The sequence below is a fragment of the Pseudomonas farris genome (assembly GCF_019145235.1).
Taxonomy (GTDB): domain Bacteria; phylum Pseudomonadota; class Gammaproteobacteria; order Pseudomonadales; family Pseudomonadaceae; genus Aquipseudomonas; species Aquipseudomonas farris.
In genome coordinates this window covers 532,128-546,474 of the sequence record NZ_JAHSTV010000001.1, presented here as the reverse complement: position 1 = coordinate 546,474, position 14,347 = coordinate 532,128, and the positions used below count along the sequence as shown (strand labels likewise).

The window sequence follows — 14,347 nt, the reverse complement described above, 5'->3', positions numbered from 1 at the left end:
GGTTTGGGAGAAACCAAATCAAACTCGTCTGTACGAGTTGTTGCAATAACTCGTACAGACGAGTACTTTTCGCTTCGGCGTGCTGCCAATAACAAAAAACTACAGCGGAAGAAAAAAGCATGAGCCACGACTATCCGAATATCGCCTCCGAGCTGCTGCACAGCCTCGGTGGCAGCGACAACATCGAGCAGGCCGCGCATTGCGTCACACGGCTGCGCCTGGCCCTCAAAGACCCGAAACTGGTCAACAGTGCCACGCTGAACCAGATCGATCTGGTCAAAGGTTCATTCTTTACCGGCGGCCTGTTCCAGGTGGTGATCGGCCCCGGCGAAGTGGAAAAGGTCTACGCCGAACTGCGCCGTCAAACCGGTCTCGCCGCCTCGACCATCGCCGACGTCAAACAGAAAAGCGCCGACAAGATCAACCCGATGCAGCGATTGGTGCGGGTATTTTCGGACGTGTTCATGCCGATCCTGCCGGCGCTGATCATTGCCGGCCTGTTGATGGGCATCAACAACCTGATCGGCGCCAAGGGCATGTTCATTGAGGGCAAGACCCTGCTGGACGCCTACCCCAAGCTTGACGGGCTCTGGAGCCTGGTCAACCTGATGGCCAATACCTCGTTCGTGTTTCTCCCGGCGTTGGTGGGCTGGTCGGCGGCGAAGCGCTTTGGCGGCAGCGAAATCCTCGGCATCGTGCTCGGCCTGATGCTGGTGCACCCGGATCTGCTCAACGCCTGGAACTACGGCAAAGCGGTGGCGGGGCTGGAGGGGCAGAGCCTGCCGTACTTTGACATCCTCGGTTTGTTTCAGATCGAGAAGGTCGGTTATCAGGGGCAAATCCTGCCGATCCTGCTGGCGGCTTATGTGATGAGCGTCATCGAAAAGTGGCTGCGGGCGCGGGTGCCTAATGCGGTGCAATTGCTGGTGGTGCCGATCACCACCATCGTTGTCACCGGTGTGCTGGCGCTGGCAGTGATTGGCCCGGTGACTCGCCATCTGGGGATTCTCATCACCGAAGGCATGGTCACCCTGTTCGACCTGGCGCCCATGATTGGCGGCGCGATTTTCGGCCTGCTTTACGCACCGCTGGTGATCACCGGTATGCACCACATGTTTCTCGCGGTCGACCTGCAACTGATCTCCACCCAGGGCGGCACCTTCATCTGGCCGATGATCGTCATGTCCAACCTCGCCCAGGGTAGCGCGGCACTGGCGGTGTTCTACATGACCCGCAGTGTGCGGGATAAAAGCATGGCCTCGACCTCGGCGATTTCTGCCTACTTCGGCATCACCGAACCGGCGATGTTCGGGGTCAACCTGCGCTACAAATTTCCGTTCTATGCGGCCCTGATCGGCTCGGCGCTGGGCTGCATCTTCCTGTCGCTGAACAAGGTCCAGGCCTCGGCAATCGGCGTCGGCGGGTTGCCCGGTTTCATCTCGATCATTCCGCAGTTCATTCCGATGTTCATGGTCGGGATGGTGATTGCCATGGTCGTGCCGTTTGTTCTGACCTGCGGGTTGAGCATGAGGATTGTCCGGCCCGGGTATCGGGTCGCTTGATAGATCCATTCGCGAGCAAGCCCGCTCCCACAGTTGACCGCATTCCAATGTGGGAGCGGGCTTGCTCGCGAAGGGGCCAGAACAGTCACCGCCCAATTTATTGAAGGAATCCCGCCATGCAAGACTGGCAACGTTCGGTGATCTACCAGATCTACCCGAAGAGTTTTCACAGCCACGCCGGCAACCCCACGGGGGATTTGCTCGGCGTCGTGGCCAAGCTCGACTACCTGCACTGGCTGGGTGTCGATTGCCTGTGGATTACGCCGTTCCTGCGTTCGCCCCAGCGCGACAACGGTTACGACATCAGCGACTACTATGCCATCGACCCGAGCTACGGAACCATGGCCGACTGCGAGTTGCTGATCGCCGAAGCCGGCAAGCGCGGGATTAAATTGATGCTCGACATCGTGGTCAATCACACCTCGATCGAGCACACCTGGTTTCAGCAGGCCCGCAGCAGCCTCGACAACCCTTACCGCGATTTCTACATCTGGCGCGATCAGCCGAACAACTGGGAATCCAAGTTCGGCGGTTCAGCCTGGGAGTACGAGGCCCAGACCGGTCAGTATTACCTGCACTTGTTCGACCACACGCAGGCCGACCTGAACTGGGACAACCCCCAGGTGCGCGCCGAAGTCTTCAAGATGATGCGTTTCTGGCGCGATAAAGGCGTGGGCGGTTTCCGACTGGACGTGATCAACCTAATCTCCAAACCGGCGGATTTCCCCGAGGACAACACCGATGGTCGGCGCTTCTACACCGACGGCCCGCACGTCCACGACTACTTGCAGCAGATGCACCGTGAAGTGTTCGAAGGCCATGACCTGATCAACGTCGGCGAGATGTCGTCCACCAGTCTGGAACACTGCATCCGCTATTCACGGCCAGAGTCGAAAGAGCTGTCGATGACCTTCAACTTTCATCACCTGAAGGTTGATTACCCGAACCTGCAAAAGTGGGTTCGCGCCGATTTCGACTTCCTCGCACTCAAGCGCATTCTCTCCGACTGGCAAACCGGGATGCAGGCTGGCGGCGGCTGGAACGCGCTGTTCTGGTGTAACCATGATCAGCCGCGGGTGGTCTCGCGTTTTGGGCATGACGGCGAGCATCGGGTGGTGTCGGCGAAGATGCTCGGCACGGCGCTGCATTTTCTGCAGGGCACGCCGTTCGTGTACCAGGGTGAAGAGCTGGGCATGACCAATCCGGGCTTCGATCACATCGATCAATACCGCGATGTCGAAACCCTGAACATCTTCCGGCTCAAGCGCGAAGCCGGTAGCAGCGACGCCGACAACATGGCGGCAATCATGCAGAAGTCCCGGGACAACGGTCGCACGCCGATGCACTGGAACGCTGAGCCGAACGCTGGTTTCAGCGCTGCCGAACCATGGATCGGCGTGCCGGCCAACGCGGCACAGATCAACGTCGCTCACCAGCTCGACGATCCGGATTCGGTGCTGCATCACTACCGTCAGCTGATTGCCCTGCGCCGCAGTGAAACGCTGATGTCCGACGGCGTGTATCGGCAGTTATTGCCTGAGCACACGAAAATCTGGGCGTACGTGCGTGAAGGCCATGGCGAGCGTTTGCTGGTGCTGAACAACTTCTATGGCGCGCCGTGCGAAGTCGAACTGCCGGATGAGGTGATCAGCGAAGCGATGACTCAACGTCTGGTCATCAGCAACTATCCGGACTGTCCGCTGCGCAATCAGCAGGTGTTTTTACGGCCGTTTGAGTCGTTCGTGCTGCACCTGACTAACCACTAGCCCTTAACCAATAAAAGCACCGTTTTAAAAAACACGCAGAACGCTGCGCGGGGGAGTTTTGCGCGCCGATTTTGCTGCATCACACAATAAAAATAATGAGGTGGTTCTTGAAAACAACAATAAATCGCAGCCTTGTAGCGGCGGGTGTATGTCTGGCATTACCACTGTCAGCCCAGGCGCTGGAGTTCGCCGGTTACTTGCGCAGCGGCGTCGGGACCTCGGTTAATAGCGGTAAACAGCAGTGTTTCCAGCTACCGGGAGCGCAGACTAAATACCGCTTGGGTAACGAATGTGAGCAATACGCCGAACTTGAGTTGCGCCAGGATCTGTACACCCTGGACGATGGTTCGGTGCTCAGCGTCGACGGCATGGCATCGCTGTATAACCAGTACGACAAGGACCTGACGTTCAACGGTGACAACGGCTCGGTGCGCCTGCCGCAGCTGTATGCGCAATGGTCGAACATGCCCAGCCTCAACGGCGGTTCGCTGTGGGCCGGTCGGCGTTACTACAAACGGAACGATATCCACATTTCCGACTTCTACTACTGGAACCAGAGCGCCACCGGCGGCGGTATCGAAGATGTGCTGATCGGTGATCTGAAGTACAGCTACGCCTTCTCGCGCAAGGACAACCTGTACCAGAAGGACTACATCAACCGTCACGATTTCAACGTTGCTGGCTTCAACACCAACCCTGGCGGTGAGCTGGAGTTCGGCTTGAGCTACATCGACAAACCCGACAGCCGCGACGCTCACCACGGTTGGGCGATAACCACCCAGCATGTGCAGAAGGGCTTTCTGGGCGGCAAGAATAAACTGGCCTTTCAGTACGGCGAAGGTCCGGGCACCGGGTTGGGCTATACCGGTAACGTGAAGCTGGATGACAGCAGCAAAAGCTACCGAGTGGTGGAGTTTTTCGACTGGCAAGTGACGCCGCGTTTCGGCGGGCAAGTCGAAGCGGTCTACCAGAAAGACATTCGCCAGGACGGTGCCGACCAGAACTGGATTTCCCTAGGGATTCGCCCGGCGTATGCGATCACCGAGCAGTTCAAACTGGTGACCGAACTGGGCCACGATCAGGTTGAAGCCACGGGTGGGACGCGCAAGTTGAGCAAGTTCACCTTCGCCCCGACGTGGTCGCCCAAGGGCCCGGAATTCTGGGCGCGCCCCGAGGTGCGTCTGTATTACACCTATGCCAGCTGGAACGAGGCGGCCAAACGGGCGGCCAATGAACTGGCGGCGGGTTCGGCGTTGTCCGACACCGGCGCCTTCGGCACAGCGCGACACGGTGCGAACGTCGGATTGCAGGTCGAGTATTGGTGGAAATAAGCGATGCTGTCGGAGCCTCGCGCTCCATCGGCACTTCAAAGAACAAAACAGCAGGTGACGTCATGGCCACACCCCAACAATTGCAACTGCTGGCACCTGTGTCCGGCGTGCTGATGCCGCTGGACCAAGTGCCCGATCAGGTGTTTTCCAGTCGTGTGATCGGCGACGGTCTGTGCATCGATCCGACCTCGCAAACCTTGTGCGCACCGCTGGCCGGGGTGATCAGTAATGTGCAGGTCAGTGGGCATGCCGTCAGCATCACCGACGACAATGGCGTGCAGGTGCTGATGCACATCGGCCTCGATACCGTGAACCTGGCTGGAAAGGGTTTCACCCGGTTGGTGGAGGAAGGTCAGCGGGTAGTAGTGGGGCAGGCGCTGATCGAGTTCGACGCCGATTACATCGCCTTGAACGCCCGCAGTTTGTTGACCTTGATGCTGGTGGTCAGCGGCGAGCCATTCACCTGGCTGACGCCCGAAACGGGTGTAGTGGAAAGCGGTCAGCCGCTGCTGAGTCTGAATCCATCCGAAGTGGCGGTCGATGAGCCGATGCCGGAGAAGGGCGAAGCGCTGTTCTCCAAACCGGTGACCCTGCCCAATGCCAACGGCTTGCACGCTCGCCCTGCGGCAGTGTTTGCCCAAGCGGCGAAAGGCTTTTCGGCGAGCATTTGCCTGCATAAACAGCAGGACAGCGCGAACGCCAAATCCCTGGTGGCGATCATGGCTTTGCAGACCGCCCATGGTGATGTCCTGCAGGTCAGCGCGGCGGGCGCGGATGCCGAAGTGGCGATCAAGACGCTGGCCGAGTTGCTGGCCGCCGGTTGCGGGGAAGCCGTGACGGTGATGGCAGAAGTTGAGACGGTTGTGGTCGAGACCTCATCGCTGAAGGTGCTGCGCGGCGTCTGCGCCTCGCCGGGTTCGGCGTTTGGCCAAGTGGTGCAGATTGCCGAGCAGACTCTCGAGGTGTGTGAGTTCGGCGTGAGTCCTCAGGTTGAGCGTGAGCACCTGTCCCGGGCGTTGGCGGCGGCGGTTCTGGCCTTGCAGCAGTTGCGAGACAAGGCCACGGGTGACGCCCAGGCAGACATCTTCAAGGCTCATCAGGAACTGCTCGAAGACCCAGGCCTGCTGGATCAGGCCCTGGCACTGATCGATGCTGGCAAAAGTGCCGGTTTCGCCTGGCGTGCGGCCACCGAGTCGACGGCGGCCTTGTTCAAAAGCCTGGGCAATGCCTTGCTGGCCGAACGCGCCGCAGACCTGGTCGACGTCGGTCACCGAGTGCTCAAGCTGATTCTCGGCGTAGTGGATCGTGCGATGGAGTTGCCGGACGGGGCGATTCTGATTGCCGAGCAACTGACGCCCTCCCAAACGGCTGGCCTGGACACGCGCAAGGTGCTGGGGTTCGCCACGGTCGGTGGTGGCGCCACCAGCCACGTGGCAATTCTCGCGCGGGCCTTCGGTTTGCCGGCGATCTGCGGCTTGCCAGTTCAGGTGCTGACATTGATCAATGGCACCCGGGTTTTGCTTGATGCCGACAAGGGTGAGTTGCAGCTGGATCCCGAGCTGGCCGCTATTGAGCAGTTGCAAGCCAATCGTCAGCGACAAAAGAAACGCCAACAATACGAGCTGGAAAATGCAGGCCTGGCCGCCTGTACCCGAGATGGGCATCACGTTGAAATCACCGCCAATATCGCGTCGCTGACCGAAGCCGAACAGGCCATGACGCTGGGCGGCGAGGGCGTCGGTCTGTTGCGTTCGGAGTTTCTTTATCTGGATCGCAATCACGCGCCAAGCCATGACGAGCAGGCATCCACTTACAGCGCCATCGCCCGAGCCTTGGGCCCGGCGCGCAATCTGGTGGTGCGGACCCTGGATGTCGGCGGTGACAAACCGTTGGCCTATGTGCCGATGGAGCGTGAAACCAACCCATTCCTGGGCATGCGCGGAATTCGTTTGTGCCTGGAACGTCCGCAGCTGTTGCGCGATCAGTTCAAGGCGATTTTGAGCAGCGCCGGGCTGGCGCGCCTGCACATCATGCTGCCGATGGTCGCGCAGCTGTCGGAGTTGCGGCTGGCCCGTCAGCTGCTTGAAGAAGAGGCGCTGGCATTGGGCCTCACTGAATTGCCGAAACTGGGGATCATGATCGAAGTGCCGGCGGCGGCGCTGATGGCTGATCTGTTTGCGCCCGAGGTGGATTTCTTCTCCATTGGCACTAACGATCTGACCCAGTACACCCTGGCCATGGATCGCGATCACCCACGGCTGGCCAGTCAGGCCGACAGTTTTCATCCCTCGGTGCTGCGCCTGATCGCCAACACTGTGAAAGCCGCTCATGCCCATGGCAAATGGGTCGGAGTGTGCGGCGCCATGGCTTCGGAAAAACTGGCGGTGCCGCTGTTGCTCGGGCTTGGGGTGGATGAACTGTCGGTGAGCGTGCCGTTGATTCCGGCAATCAAAGCGGCGGTTCGCGAAGTGGATCTGCTGGACTGCCAGGCCATCGCCCTGCAGGTGCTGGGGCTGGAAAGTGCCGAGCAGGTACGCGAGGCATTGCTGCTGCACCACGAGGCGACGGTCGATACTTCATTAATTCTGGAGAACTGAGCATGTTCGAGAAAATGCAGCGAGCGTTCTGGAAAGCGTTGACGCCGGATTTGGTGGTGGATGAGCCGAAACTGGAGGCTCAGCCTGTTTTCGGTTTGGCCGCGAATGTCGTGGCCGCGCTGGGCGGTGTGGATAACCTCAAGTCGCAACAGCCGGTGGCGCTGACCCGGGTGCGGGTGGAATTGCGGGATATGACGCGAATGGATCGACAGGCGTTGACGGTGGCAGGGGTGCCGGGAGTGATGATGCTGGAGGATGGAGTGGTTCATCTGATCACCGGGCTTCAGCCATAACCGGAGCTTTGTGGTGAGGGGCTTGCCCTAATGCCGGTAAGTTAAGACGCAGAACCTGTGGGAGCGTGGCTTGCCCGCGAAGACGGCGGCACAGTCAACATTGATGTTGCCTGATACAACGCTTTCGCGAGCAAGCCCGCTCCCACAGGTTCCGCGGCTTAACTGGATGGCATTAAGGCTTGCCTGCGAAGACGCCGGATCAGAAGCCCGAAATCTCTGAAACTAATCCGCTGCTGACCGAGCCCGCAACCGCCGCCCAATCACATCCAGCACATCACACCCATCGCGCAATGGAATGGTGCAGAGCAAAGCGAAGTCACTGAGAATGAAGGATTCGCACTCGACCGAACCGCGCATCGAAATGTTTTCGAGCACTTGGGTGACTGCACGAATTCGATAGCTGGCAGCGTCATACAAAACATCGATCGGCGCGTGGGTATCGACGAACAGGGTGGGCATGTCGTTACAGTTGCCGGTGAGGGCCATGAAGCGGTTGTCGGGGTGGGGAATTGGTTCTTCGTAGGGTGGGTCTGGCGTTAGCGTCGTCATTTGTAATTTCCATGAGTATGAATATGAGCTGCCAACGCACCCTCCTACAGGTTTGGGTGGCAGCCATGCGCAGGAGTAGGAGTACCGAGCACTCATGAACCTCGGCCACGCCGAAGCGTGTCCCGCGCACAGCCGCCGCGAACGATCTTACGGACACGAATTAAGCGCCGCAATCAAACGACAAAGCTGTTGCACCATGAGAGAGGGCTCCTACACCCTGCCACTGCATTTGCAGTGACCACTAAAGACTATCGTTTTACGACTGTTGCGCAGCCGAACGGGGGCAAGCCCCCTCGCCACAGGGTTTCATTTCAATCAATTAGCTGAGGTTGAACACAGGTGCATTGCCAGCCGTGCCTGTGACCATCCGCCGCGCTGCCCTTACTGTTTCTCATCCGCAGGTGTATCGTATTCGCCTTTTGCAGGCCTCCGCGCCTGTGGCTGATACGTGAGGTAGTTGAGTTCATGTCCTTTACCCGTCGACAAATACTCGGTGGTCTGGCCGGTCTTGTGGTGGTTGGCGTGGGGGCCGGTGGCGTGTCGCGTTACTGGCTGGGCAAAATGGCCGACGCTGACGCCGGCCACGACTATGAGCTGATCGCCGCACCGCTGGACATCGAACTGGTGGCCGGGCACACAACCCAGGCTTGGGCGTTCGGCCCATCGGCGCCGGGCACTGAGTTGCGCGTGCGTCAGGGCGAATGGCTGCGGGTGCGCTTCATCAACCATCTGCCGGTGGCGACCACCATTCACTGGCACGGCATCCGCCTGCCGCTGGAAATGGATGGCGTGCCGTACGTGTCGCAGTTGCCGGTGCTGCCGGGCGAGTACTTCGACTATAAATTCCGCGTACCCGACGCCGGCAGCTACTGGTATCACCCGCACGTGAACAGCAGCGAAGAGCTCGGTCGCGGATTGGTCGGCCCATTGATCATCGAAGAGCGCGAGCCCACCGGTTTCAAATACGAAAAGACCTTGAGCCTCAAGAGCTGGCACGTCGATGAAGAGGGTGCTTTTGTAGCGTTCAGCATTCCTCGTGAAGCGGCCCGTGGCGGCACGGCGGGGGGCTTGTCGACCATCAACGGCGTCTCACAAGCGGTGATCGACTTGCCCGCCGGGCAGATCACTCGTGTACGCCTGCTCAACCTCGACAACACGCTGACGTACCGCCTGAACATTCCTGGCGTCGAAGCGCAGATCTACGCGTTGGACGGCAATCCGATTGAACCGCGCCCATTGGGCAAGGAATACTGGCTGGGTCCTGGCATGCGCATTTGCCTGGCGATCAAGGCACCGCCGGCTGGTGAAGAACTGTCCCTGCGCAACGGCCCGGTACGCCTGGGCACCTTTCGCTCAGTGGCCAATACCGATGCGCCAACTGAGTGGCCACCGGCACTGCCCGCCAACCCGGTGGCCGAGCCGGACCTGGCCAATGCCGAGAAACTCAACTTCAATTTTGAATGGGTGGGCTCGGTGTCGGTCAATGTCGAAAACGGCAAGCCGCCAAGCCTCTGGCAGATCAACGGCAAGGCCTGGGACATCACCGACAAGACCTGCGCCGATCGACCGATTGCCAAGCTCGAAAAGGGCAAAAGCTATATTTTCGAATTGAAGAACATGACCCAGTATCAACATCCGATCCATTTGCATGGCATGAGCTTCAAGGTCATTGCCTCGAACCGGCACAAGGTCATCCCGTACTTCACCGACACGTACCTGTTGGGCAAGAACGAGCGTGCGCAAGTGGCGCTGGTGGCGGATAACCCTGGGGTCTGGATGTTCCACTGCCATGTGATCGATCACATGGAAACCGGCCTGATGGCCGCCATCGAGGTGGCGTGATGCGTCAGATTCGCCCCGCAGCGATTATCGACCGCAGCCGTGATCGTGATTTCATGCGCGAAGCCCTGGCCCTGGCCGCTCAAGGCGCGGCCCTTGGCGAAGTGCCGGTGGGTGCGGTGCTGGTGCAGGACGGTGAAATCATCGGGCGCGGTTTCAACTGCCCAATCAGCGGCAACGACCCCAGCGCCCATGCCGAGATGGTCGCGATTCGCGCTGCGGCCCAGGCTGCCAGCAACTATCGCCTGCCGGGCAGTACGCTCTACGTGACCCTGGAGCCGTGCAGCATGTGCGCCGGGCTGATCGTGCACTCGCGGATTGCGCGGGTGGTGTATGGCGCGCTGGAGCCCAAGGCCGGGATTGTGCAAAGCCAGGGGCAGTTCTTTACCCAGGGCTTTTTGAATCATCGGGTGTTGTATGAGGGTGGGGTATTGGCGGAAGAATGCAGCGCGGTGTTGACTGAGTTTTTCAAGGCCCGTAGAACCAAGCCAGCAGACTAAAACACACATCAAATGTGGGAGCGGGCTTGCTCGCGAAAGCGGTGGATCAGTCAACATCTCTGTTGAATGTTAGTCCGTATTCGCGAGCAAGCCCGCTCCCACATTTTGATCTCCTTGGGGAGGGAGATCGGTGTTTTACTTGCGGGCGACGATGACGGCGCGCATCGGCGCCGGCAGCCCTTCAATTGTCTTGCTGTGATCTTCCGGGTCAAGGAAGTCGCTCAACGATTGATACTTCATCCACTCCGTCCCGCGTTGTTCCTCGACCGTGGTCACGCTCACATCCACGCAACGCACATCGCTGAAACCGGCGCGGCGCAGCCACAGTTCCAGCGCCGGCACCGACGGCAAAAACCACACGTTACGCATCTGCGCGTAGCGGTCTTCCGGCACCAACACCTGCTGTTGATCGCCTTCGATCACCAGCGTCTCCAGCACCAGTTCTCCGCCCTTGACCAGGCAATCCTTCAGCGCCAGCAAATGCTCGATCGGCGAACGGCGGTGATAGAACACACCCATGGAAAACACCGTGTCGAAGCCTTCCAGATTGGGAGGGAGATCCTCAAAGGGAAACGGCAAGTGCCAGGCATTGGGCTCGGACAGGTAACGCTGCACGGCCTGGAACTGGCAGAAGAACAGCCAGTTGGGGTCGATGCCGATCACGCTGTCGGCACCCGCGCCGAGCATGCGCCACATGTAATAACCGTTGCCGCAGCCGACATCGAGGATGCGTTTGCCTTTCAGGTCCAGGTGCGGAGCCACCCGGGACCACTTCCAGTCCGAACGCCATTCAGTGTCGACATGCACGCCGAACAGGTCGAACGGGCCTTTGCGCCATGGCGACAACCCCATCAGCGCGCTGCGCATTTGCGCGCGGGTCTCAAAGTCGCAATCGGTGTCCAGTTTCAAGCCATTCAACAAATCGACTTCGCTTGGCTGAATCTTCGGTAGCGCGTCCAGCGCACTCTGCCAGCGTTCCAGGTCGCCGTGACCTTTTTCCATTTTCTTGTCGAGTTGACGCTGCAGGGTGTTGGCCCATTCGGCCAGCGGGGTGCCAGCCAGACGGCGGGCGAGGGGAGACAGATCAATCATGGCAAGGCAATCAACGAGGCAAAGTTAAGACACTGGAACCACGGCACGACTTTCGAGAACCCGGCGGCCAGCAGGCGCTCGCGGTGTTCTTCGAGGCTGTCGGGCTTCATGACATTTTCGATGGCGCTGCGCTTCTGGGCGATTTCCAGTTCGCTGTAGCCGTTGGCGCGTTTGAAGGCCACGTGCAGGTCGGTGAGCAGCGCGTGTTCTTCGGGGTCGTTGAAGCGCAGCTTCTCCGAGAGGATCAGCGCGCCACCGGGCAACAACGATTGGCGGATGCGTGAGAGCAGCGCGGTGCGCTGGTCCGGGGCAATGAATTGCAGGGTGAAGTTCAGCGCAACCACCGAGGCCGGCTGGAATTCCAGGGCAAGGATGTCGCCCTCGATCACTTCCACCGGCAGCAACTCCTGGAACATTGAGTCCTGGCCGTTGAGGTATTCGCGGCAACGCTCGACCATGGCTGCGGAGTTATCCACAGCGATGACGCGGCAGCCGTCGGTGCGCACGTGACGGCGCAACGCTTGAGTCACGGCGCCCAGGGACGAACCGAGGTCGTAGAGAACGCTGTTGGGCTGGGCGAACTGCGCGGCGAGCACGCCGAGGTTTTCCACGATGGTCGGATAACCCGGCACCGAGCGCTTGATCATGTCCGGGAACACCCGAACCACGTCCTCGTTAAAGGCGAAGTCAGGCACCTGGGTCAAAGGCTGGGCGAAAAGGCGATCGGATTCTTTGCTCACGGCGGTTCCAGCGGCATAGGTGGAAAAGGCCGGCATTTTAGCCAAATTGACGGGGGGATGCGCGGGTTGTCTGATAAAGCGTGGGGAAAGTCCAGCAAGGCTTCTGAGCAGCGAAGGTAAGGGAGCAGATGTAGAGAAGACACTAAATGATGAATGATTGAATGGCTAAGCCCGGTAGCCGAGACTTCGCCATTCATGGTTTAGAGTGTGATTACAGTGCTTTCATTAACACGATATAGGTAGATTGACCCTTGATCTGGAGTTCTTCGTTACTTTCGTTTAGGCCTTTAAATTCAAAGCCGATTTGATAATGCAGTTTTGTATCACTGTTTTCGATTGCTTCTACGGTGTAAGATCCAGTTGTCGCATGAAATTCTATATATTCACTACGGCCTGGGCGACTGGCTGTTTCAAAATAGTACGCAACGATTTCTTGATTGTTGTAAGTGCCGGATTGAATGTTTTTATCGAATTTCAGTACCAAGCCCTTTTTATTTGTGCGCGAGTAGTCTTGTGTGTTTGCACGAGTGGCAAATACGATCGAACTACTGTTAGGGTCGGCTTCGAACTCAATGATTTGGCTTTCAAGTTTCACACGTTTGGAAACAGTGGCCAGTGTTTCAGCACTGACAGTGATAATCGGATCAGCAGCGCCCCGTTTTTTGCTTGTAAAAAAACTCATAATGTCCTTCCTTGCGTTAGATGTGTGGTTGTGTAAGGCCACATAAATAATAAGTTTGCGAGTGAAGGGGGGGTACTGTCAGATCTGATAGTTTTATATGACCTTTCGCTATGTAGGATGTATTGGTTATGTTGCTGCGGATGCGAAATTTTCAGAATCGGGTTTAATCGGGTGGCATTTTTTTCGAAAACGCCGACGCCGCAATCCCCCACTGCCCCAGCCAGTAGCTAAGAATGATCACGTAAGGCGCGGCATGGAATGGCATCACAAATCGGTTAATGCCAATCACGCTGTCAGAAAACACAAACGCCACCGCGCCCGCCGCCGCCAGCAGCGCCGAGCGTTTGGGCACGTCGGTGCCGAGTCGGGCCAGGGCGCGCCAGAGCATGGCGCTGATGGCCAGCCCGTAGACGATCACCGGGATCAGCAGCGGCCCCAAGCCATTGGAAATCAGAACCCCCAGCAGCCCCGCACCCACGCTCAACGCGATGATCAACGGCAACAGCGCCAGACGCCGACAATCGCTCAAATAAGCCTTCAGATACGCCAAATGCGCGACCAAAAACGCCCCAAGGCCAAACACGAACAAATCCCCCGGCCATGCCAGCAACACGTCGCCGATCAGGGAGAAAATCAAACCCAGGCTGATCCAGCGCCGATAGTCACTGGGCGGTGCATCGTGCAACCAGCCGAGCAGGGCCAACACTGGCAACGGTTTGACCAGCAAGCATAGCAACGCGGCATGCACGCTCAGGCCATACAGAAAGGTCATCGCGCCCATCAGCGCCAGAATCAGCCAACCCACGATCAGTTAACCGCGATGGCGCAGTCGAAGGTTTTTACCGCCGGTACTTCCGGTGCCCACGGCTGTGAATAAGTCAGCCGCAAGCGGCCAGTACCGGTGGCAAAGGCTTGGAAGCGCCAGGTCGAAAGGCCGGCACTGCCGACGACACCGGCGTCTTCCGGGTTGCTGTAAACCTCGGGGCTGAGCCCGCGCAACACGCCACCGGCCGAATCCTGAATCGTCCAGCGGTAACCCGTGGTCGGGTTGCTGGGCAGGGTCAGGATCAGGTTCTGCCCGTTGTTCAGTTGCACCGGGCATTCGCTTTGTTTTTCCACGGTCACGTTCTGTTTCGATTGCGTGGCGCAAGCGCTCAGCAGGGCGAGGGCGAGGGGGATCAACAGGCGGGTGGGGGACATAAGATCAGCAGCTCCGGCATTCACGACGAACGGCGAGCATAACTGAAGATGAGACAAAGTGTGACGGTCGAACCGGGGGGCAGGCGAAGGTTTGGAGGCGTTAGTACCGACGCCTTCGCGAGCAAGCCCGTTCCCACAGGTTCATCGCAATCCTTGTGGGAGGGGGCTTGCTCGCGAAAGCGGCCGCATGAGCACT

13 protein-coding genes are annotated in these 14,347 nt (G+C 58.9%); 7 read left to right on the top strand and 6 right to left on the bottom strand.

Going from position 1 to position 14,347, the window contains the following annotated elements:
- Positions 1–119 precede the first annotated feature (119 nt).
- The 5 genes from treP to KVG95_RS02400 all read left to right on the top strand — a co-directional run bounded on the left by treP (position 120) and on the right by KVG95_RS02400 (position 7,549).
- Complete coding sequence (gene treP / locus KVG95_RS02420) at positions 120–1,562, top strand: PTS system trehalose-specific EIIBC component (RefSeq protein ID WP_217854386.1); 1,443 nt, start codon at positions 120–122, stop codon at positions 1,560–1,562.
- A gap of 116 nt (positions 1,563–1,678) precedes the next feature.
- Entirely contained in the window at positions 1,679–3,328 is a 1,650-nt protein-coding gene (gene treC, locus KVG95_RS02415; protein ID WP_217854385.1) for an alpha,alpha-phosphotrehalase, read from the top strand.
- A 107-nt stretch (positions 3,329–3,435) separates the two neighbouring features.
- Positions 3,436–4,659 (top strand): maltoporin, encoded by a 1,224-nt coding sequence (locus tag KVG95_RS02410; RefSeq protein ID WP_217854384.1) that lies wholly within the window; start codon positions 3,436–3,438, stop codon positions 4,657–4,659.
- Between the two features lie 62 nt (positions 4,660–4,721).
- On the top strand, positions 4,722–7,256 hold the full coding sequence (gene ptsP, locus KVG95_RS02405; protein ID WP_217854383.1) for a phosphoenolpyruvate--protein phosphotransferase: 2,535 nt from the start codon (positions 4,722–4,724) through the stop codon (positions 7,254–7,256).
- Positions 7,257–7,258: 2 nt separating this feature from the next.
- The gene (locus KVG95_RS02400) at positions 7,259–7,549 is read left to right on the top strand and encodes a PTS sugar transporter subunit IIB (RefSeq protein WP_217854382.1); all 291 of its coding nucleotides are present in this window, start codon (positions 7,259–7,261) and stop codon (positions 7,547–7,549) included.
- Between the two features lie 222 nt (positions 7,550–7,771).
- Here the strand turns inward: KVG95_RS02400 and KVG95_RS02395 are convergent, their stop codons facing one another.
- Positions 7,772–8,098 (bottom strand): hypothetical protein, encoded by a 327-nt coding sequence (locus KVG95_RS02395; protein WP_217854381.1) that lies wholly within the window; start codon positions 8,096–8,098, stop codon positions 7,772–7,774.
- A 465-nt stretch (positions 8,099–8,563) separates the two neighbouring features.
- On the opposite strand from KVG95_RS02395, the gene KVG95_RS02390 reads away from it, so the two are divergent.
- A complete protein-coding gene (locus KVG95_RS02390; RefSeq protein ID WP_217854380.1) occupies positions 8,564–9,940 on the top strand; it encodes a multicopper oxidase family protein in 1,377 nt (458 codons plus the stop codon).
- Positions 9,940–10,437, top strand: coding sequence for a tRNA adenosine(34) deaminase TadA (gene tadA / locus KVG95_RS02385; protein WP_217854379.1), 498 nt, complete (start codon positions 9,940–9,942; stop codon positions 10,435–10,437). Before KVG95_RS02390 ends, tadA begins: the two co-directional genes overlap by 1 nt.
- A gap of 135 nt (positions 10,438–10,572) precedes the next feature.
- Here tadA and cmoB read toward each other — a convergent pair whose 3' ends face one another.
- The 5 genes from cmoB to KVG95_RS02360 form a co-directional block, all read right to left on the bottom strand.
- On the bottom strand, positions 10,573–11,529 hold the full coding sequence (cmoB, locus tag KVG95_RS02380) for a tRNA 5-methoxyuridine(34)/uridine 5-oxyacetic acid(34) synthase CmoB (RefSeq protein ID WP_217854378.1): 957 nt from the start codon (positions 11,527–11,529) through the stop codon (positions 10,573–10,575).
- Complete coding sequence (gene cmoA, locus KVG95_RS02375) at positions 11,526–12,305, bottom strand: carboxy-S-adenosyl-L-methionine synthase CmoA (RefSeq protein WP_177409423.1); 780 nt, start codon at positions 12,303–12,305, stop codon at positions 11,526–11,528. The genes cmoB and cmoA overlap by 4 nt, the downstream gene beginning before the upstream one ends.
- 175 nt (positions 12,306–12,480) lie before the next feature.
- Positions 12,481–12,951, bottom strand: a complete 471-nt coding sequence (locus tag KVG95_RS02370; RefSeq protein ID WP_217854377.1) for a hypothetical protein — start codon at positions 12,949–12,951, stop codon at positions 12,481–12,483.
- A gap of 163 nt (positions 12,952–13,114) precedes the next feature.
- Positions 13,115–13,756 (bottom strand): lysoplasmalogenase, encoded by a 642-nt coding sequence (locus KVG95_RS02365; protein WP_217854376.1) that lies wholly within the window; start codon positions 13,754–13,756, stop codon positions 13,115–13,117.
- 2 nt (positions 13,757–13,758) lie between these two features.
- Positions 13,759–14,151 (bottom strand): protease inhibitor I42 family protein, encoded by a 393-nt coding sequence (locus KVG95_RS02360; RefSeq protein WP_217854375.1) that lies wholly within the window; start codon positions 14,149–14,151, stop codon positions 13,759–13,761.
- Positions 14,152–14,347: the final 196 nt, after the last annotated feature.

What these genes read in the sequence shown, in the direction of transcription:
- treP (WP_217854386.1), top strand. Translation starts at nt 120, where the DNA reads ATGAGCCACGACTATCCGAATATCGCCTCCGAGCTGCTGCACAGCCTC.
- treC (WP_217854385.1), top strand. Translation starts at nt 1,679, where the DNA reads ATGCAAGACTGGCAACGTTCGGTGATCTACCAGATCTACCCGAAGAGT.
- ptsP (WP_217854383.1), top strand. Translation starts at nt 4,722, where the DNA reads ATGGCCACACCCCAACAATTGCAACTGCTGGCACCTGTGTCCGGCGTG.
- KVG95_RS02400 (WP_217854382.1), top strand. Translation starts at nt 7,259, where the DNA reads ATGTTCGAGAAAATGCAGCGAGCGTTCTGGAAAGCGTTGACGCCGGAT.
- KVG95_RS02395 (WP_217854381.1), bottom strand. Translation starts at nt 8,098, where the DNA reads ATGACGACGCTAACGCCAGACCCACCCTACGAAGAACCAATTCCCCAC.
- KVG95_RS02390 (WP_217854380.1), top strand. Translation starts at nt 8,564, where the DNA reads ATGTCCTTTACCCGTCGACAAATACTCGGTGGTCTGGCCGGTCTTGTG.
- tadA (WP_217854379.1), top strand. Translation starts at nt 9,940, where the DNA reads ATGCGTCAGATTCGCCCCGCAGCGATTATCGACCGCAGCCGTGATCGT.
- cmoB (WP_217854378.1), bottom strand. Translation starts at nt 11,529, where the DNA reads ATGATTGATCTGTCTCCCCTCGCCCGCCGTCTGGCTGGCACCCCGCTG.
- cmoA (WP_177409423.1), bottom strand. Translation starts at nt 12,305, where the DNA reads ATGCCGGCCTTTTCCACCTATGCCGCTGGAACCGCCGTGAGCAAAGAA.
- KVG95_RS02370 (WP_217854377.1), bottom strand. Translation starts at nt 12,951, where the DNA reads ATGAGTTTTTTTACAAGCAAAAAACGGGGCGCTGCTGATCCGATTATC.
- KVG95_RS02360 (WP_217854375.1), bottom strand. Translation starts at nt 14,151, where the DNA reads ATGTCCCCCACCCGCCTGTTGATCCCCCTCGCCCTCGCCCTGCTGAGC.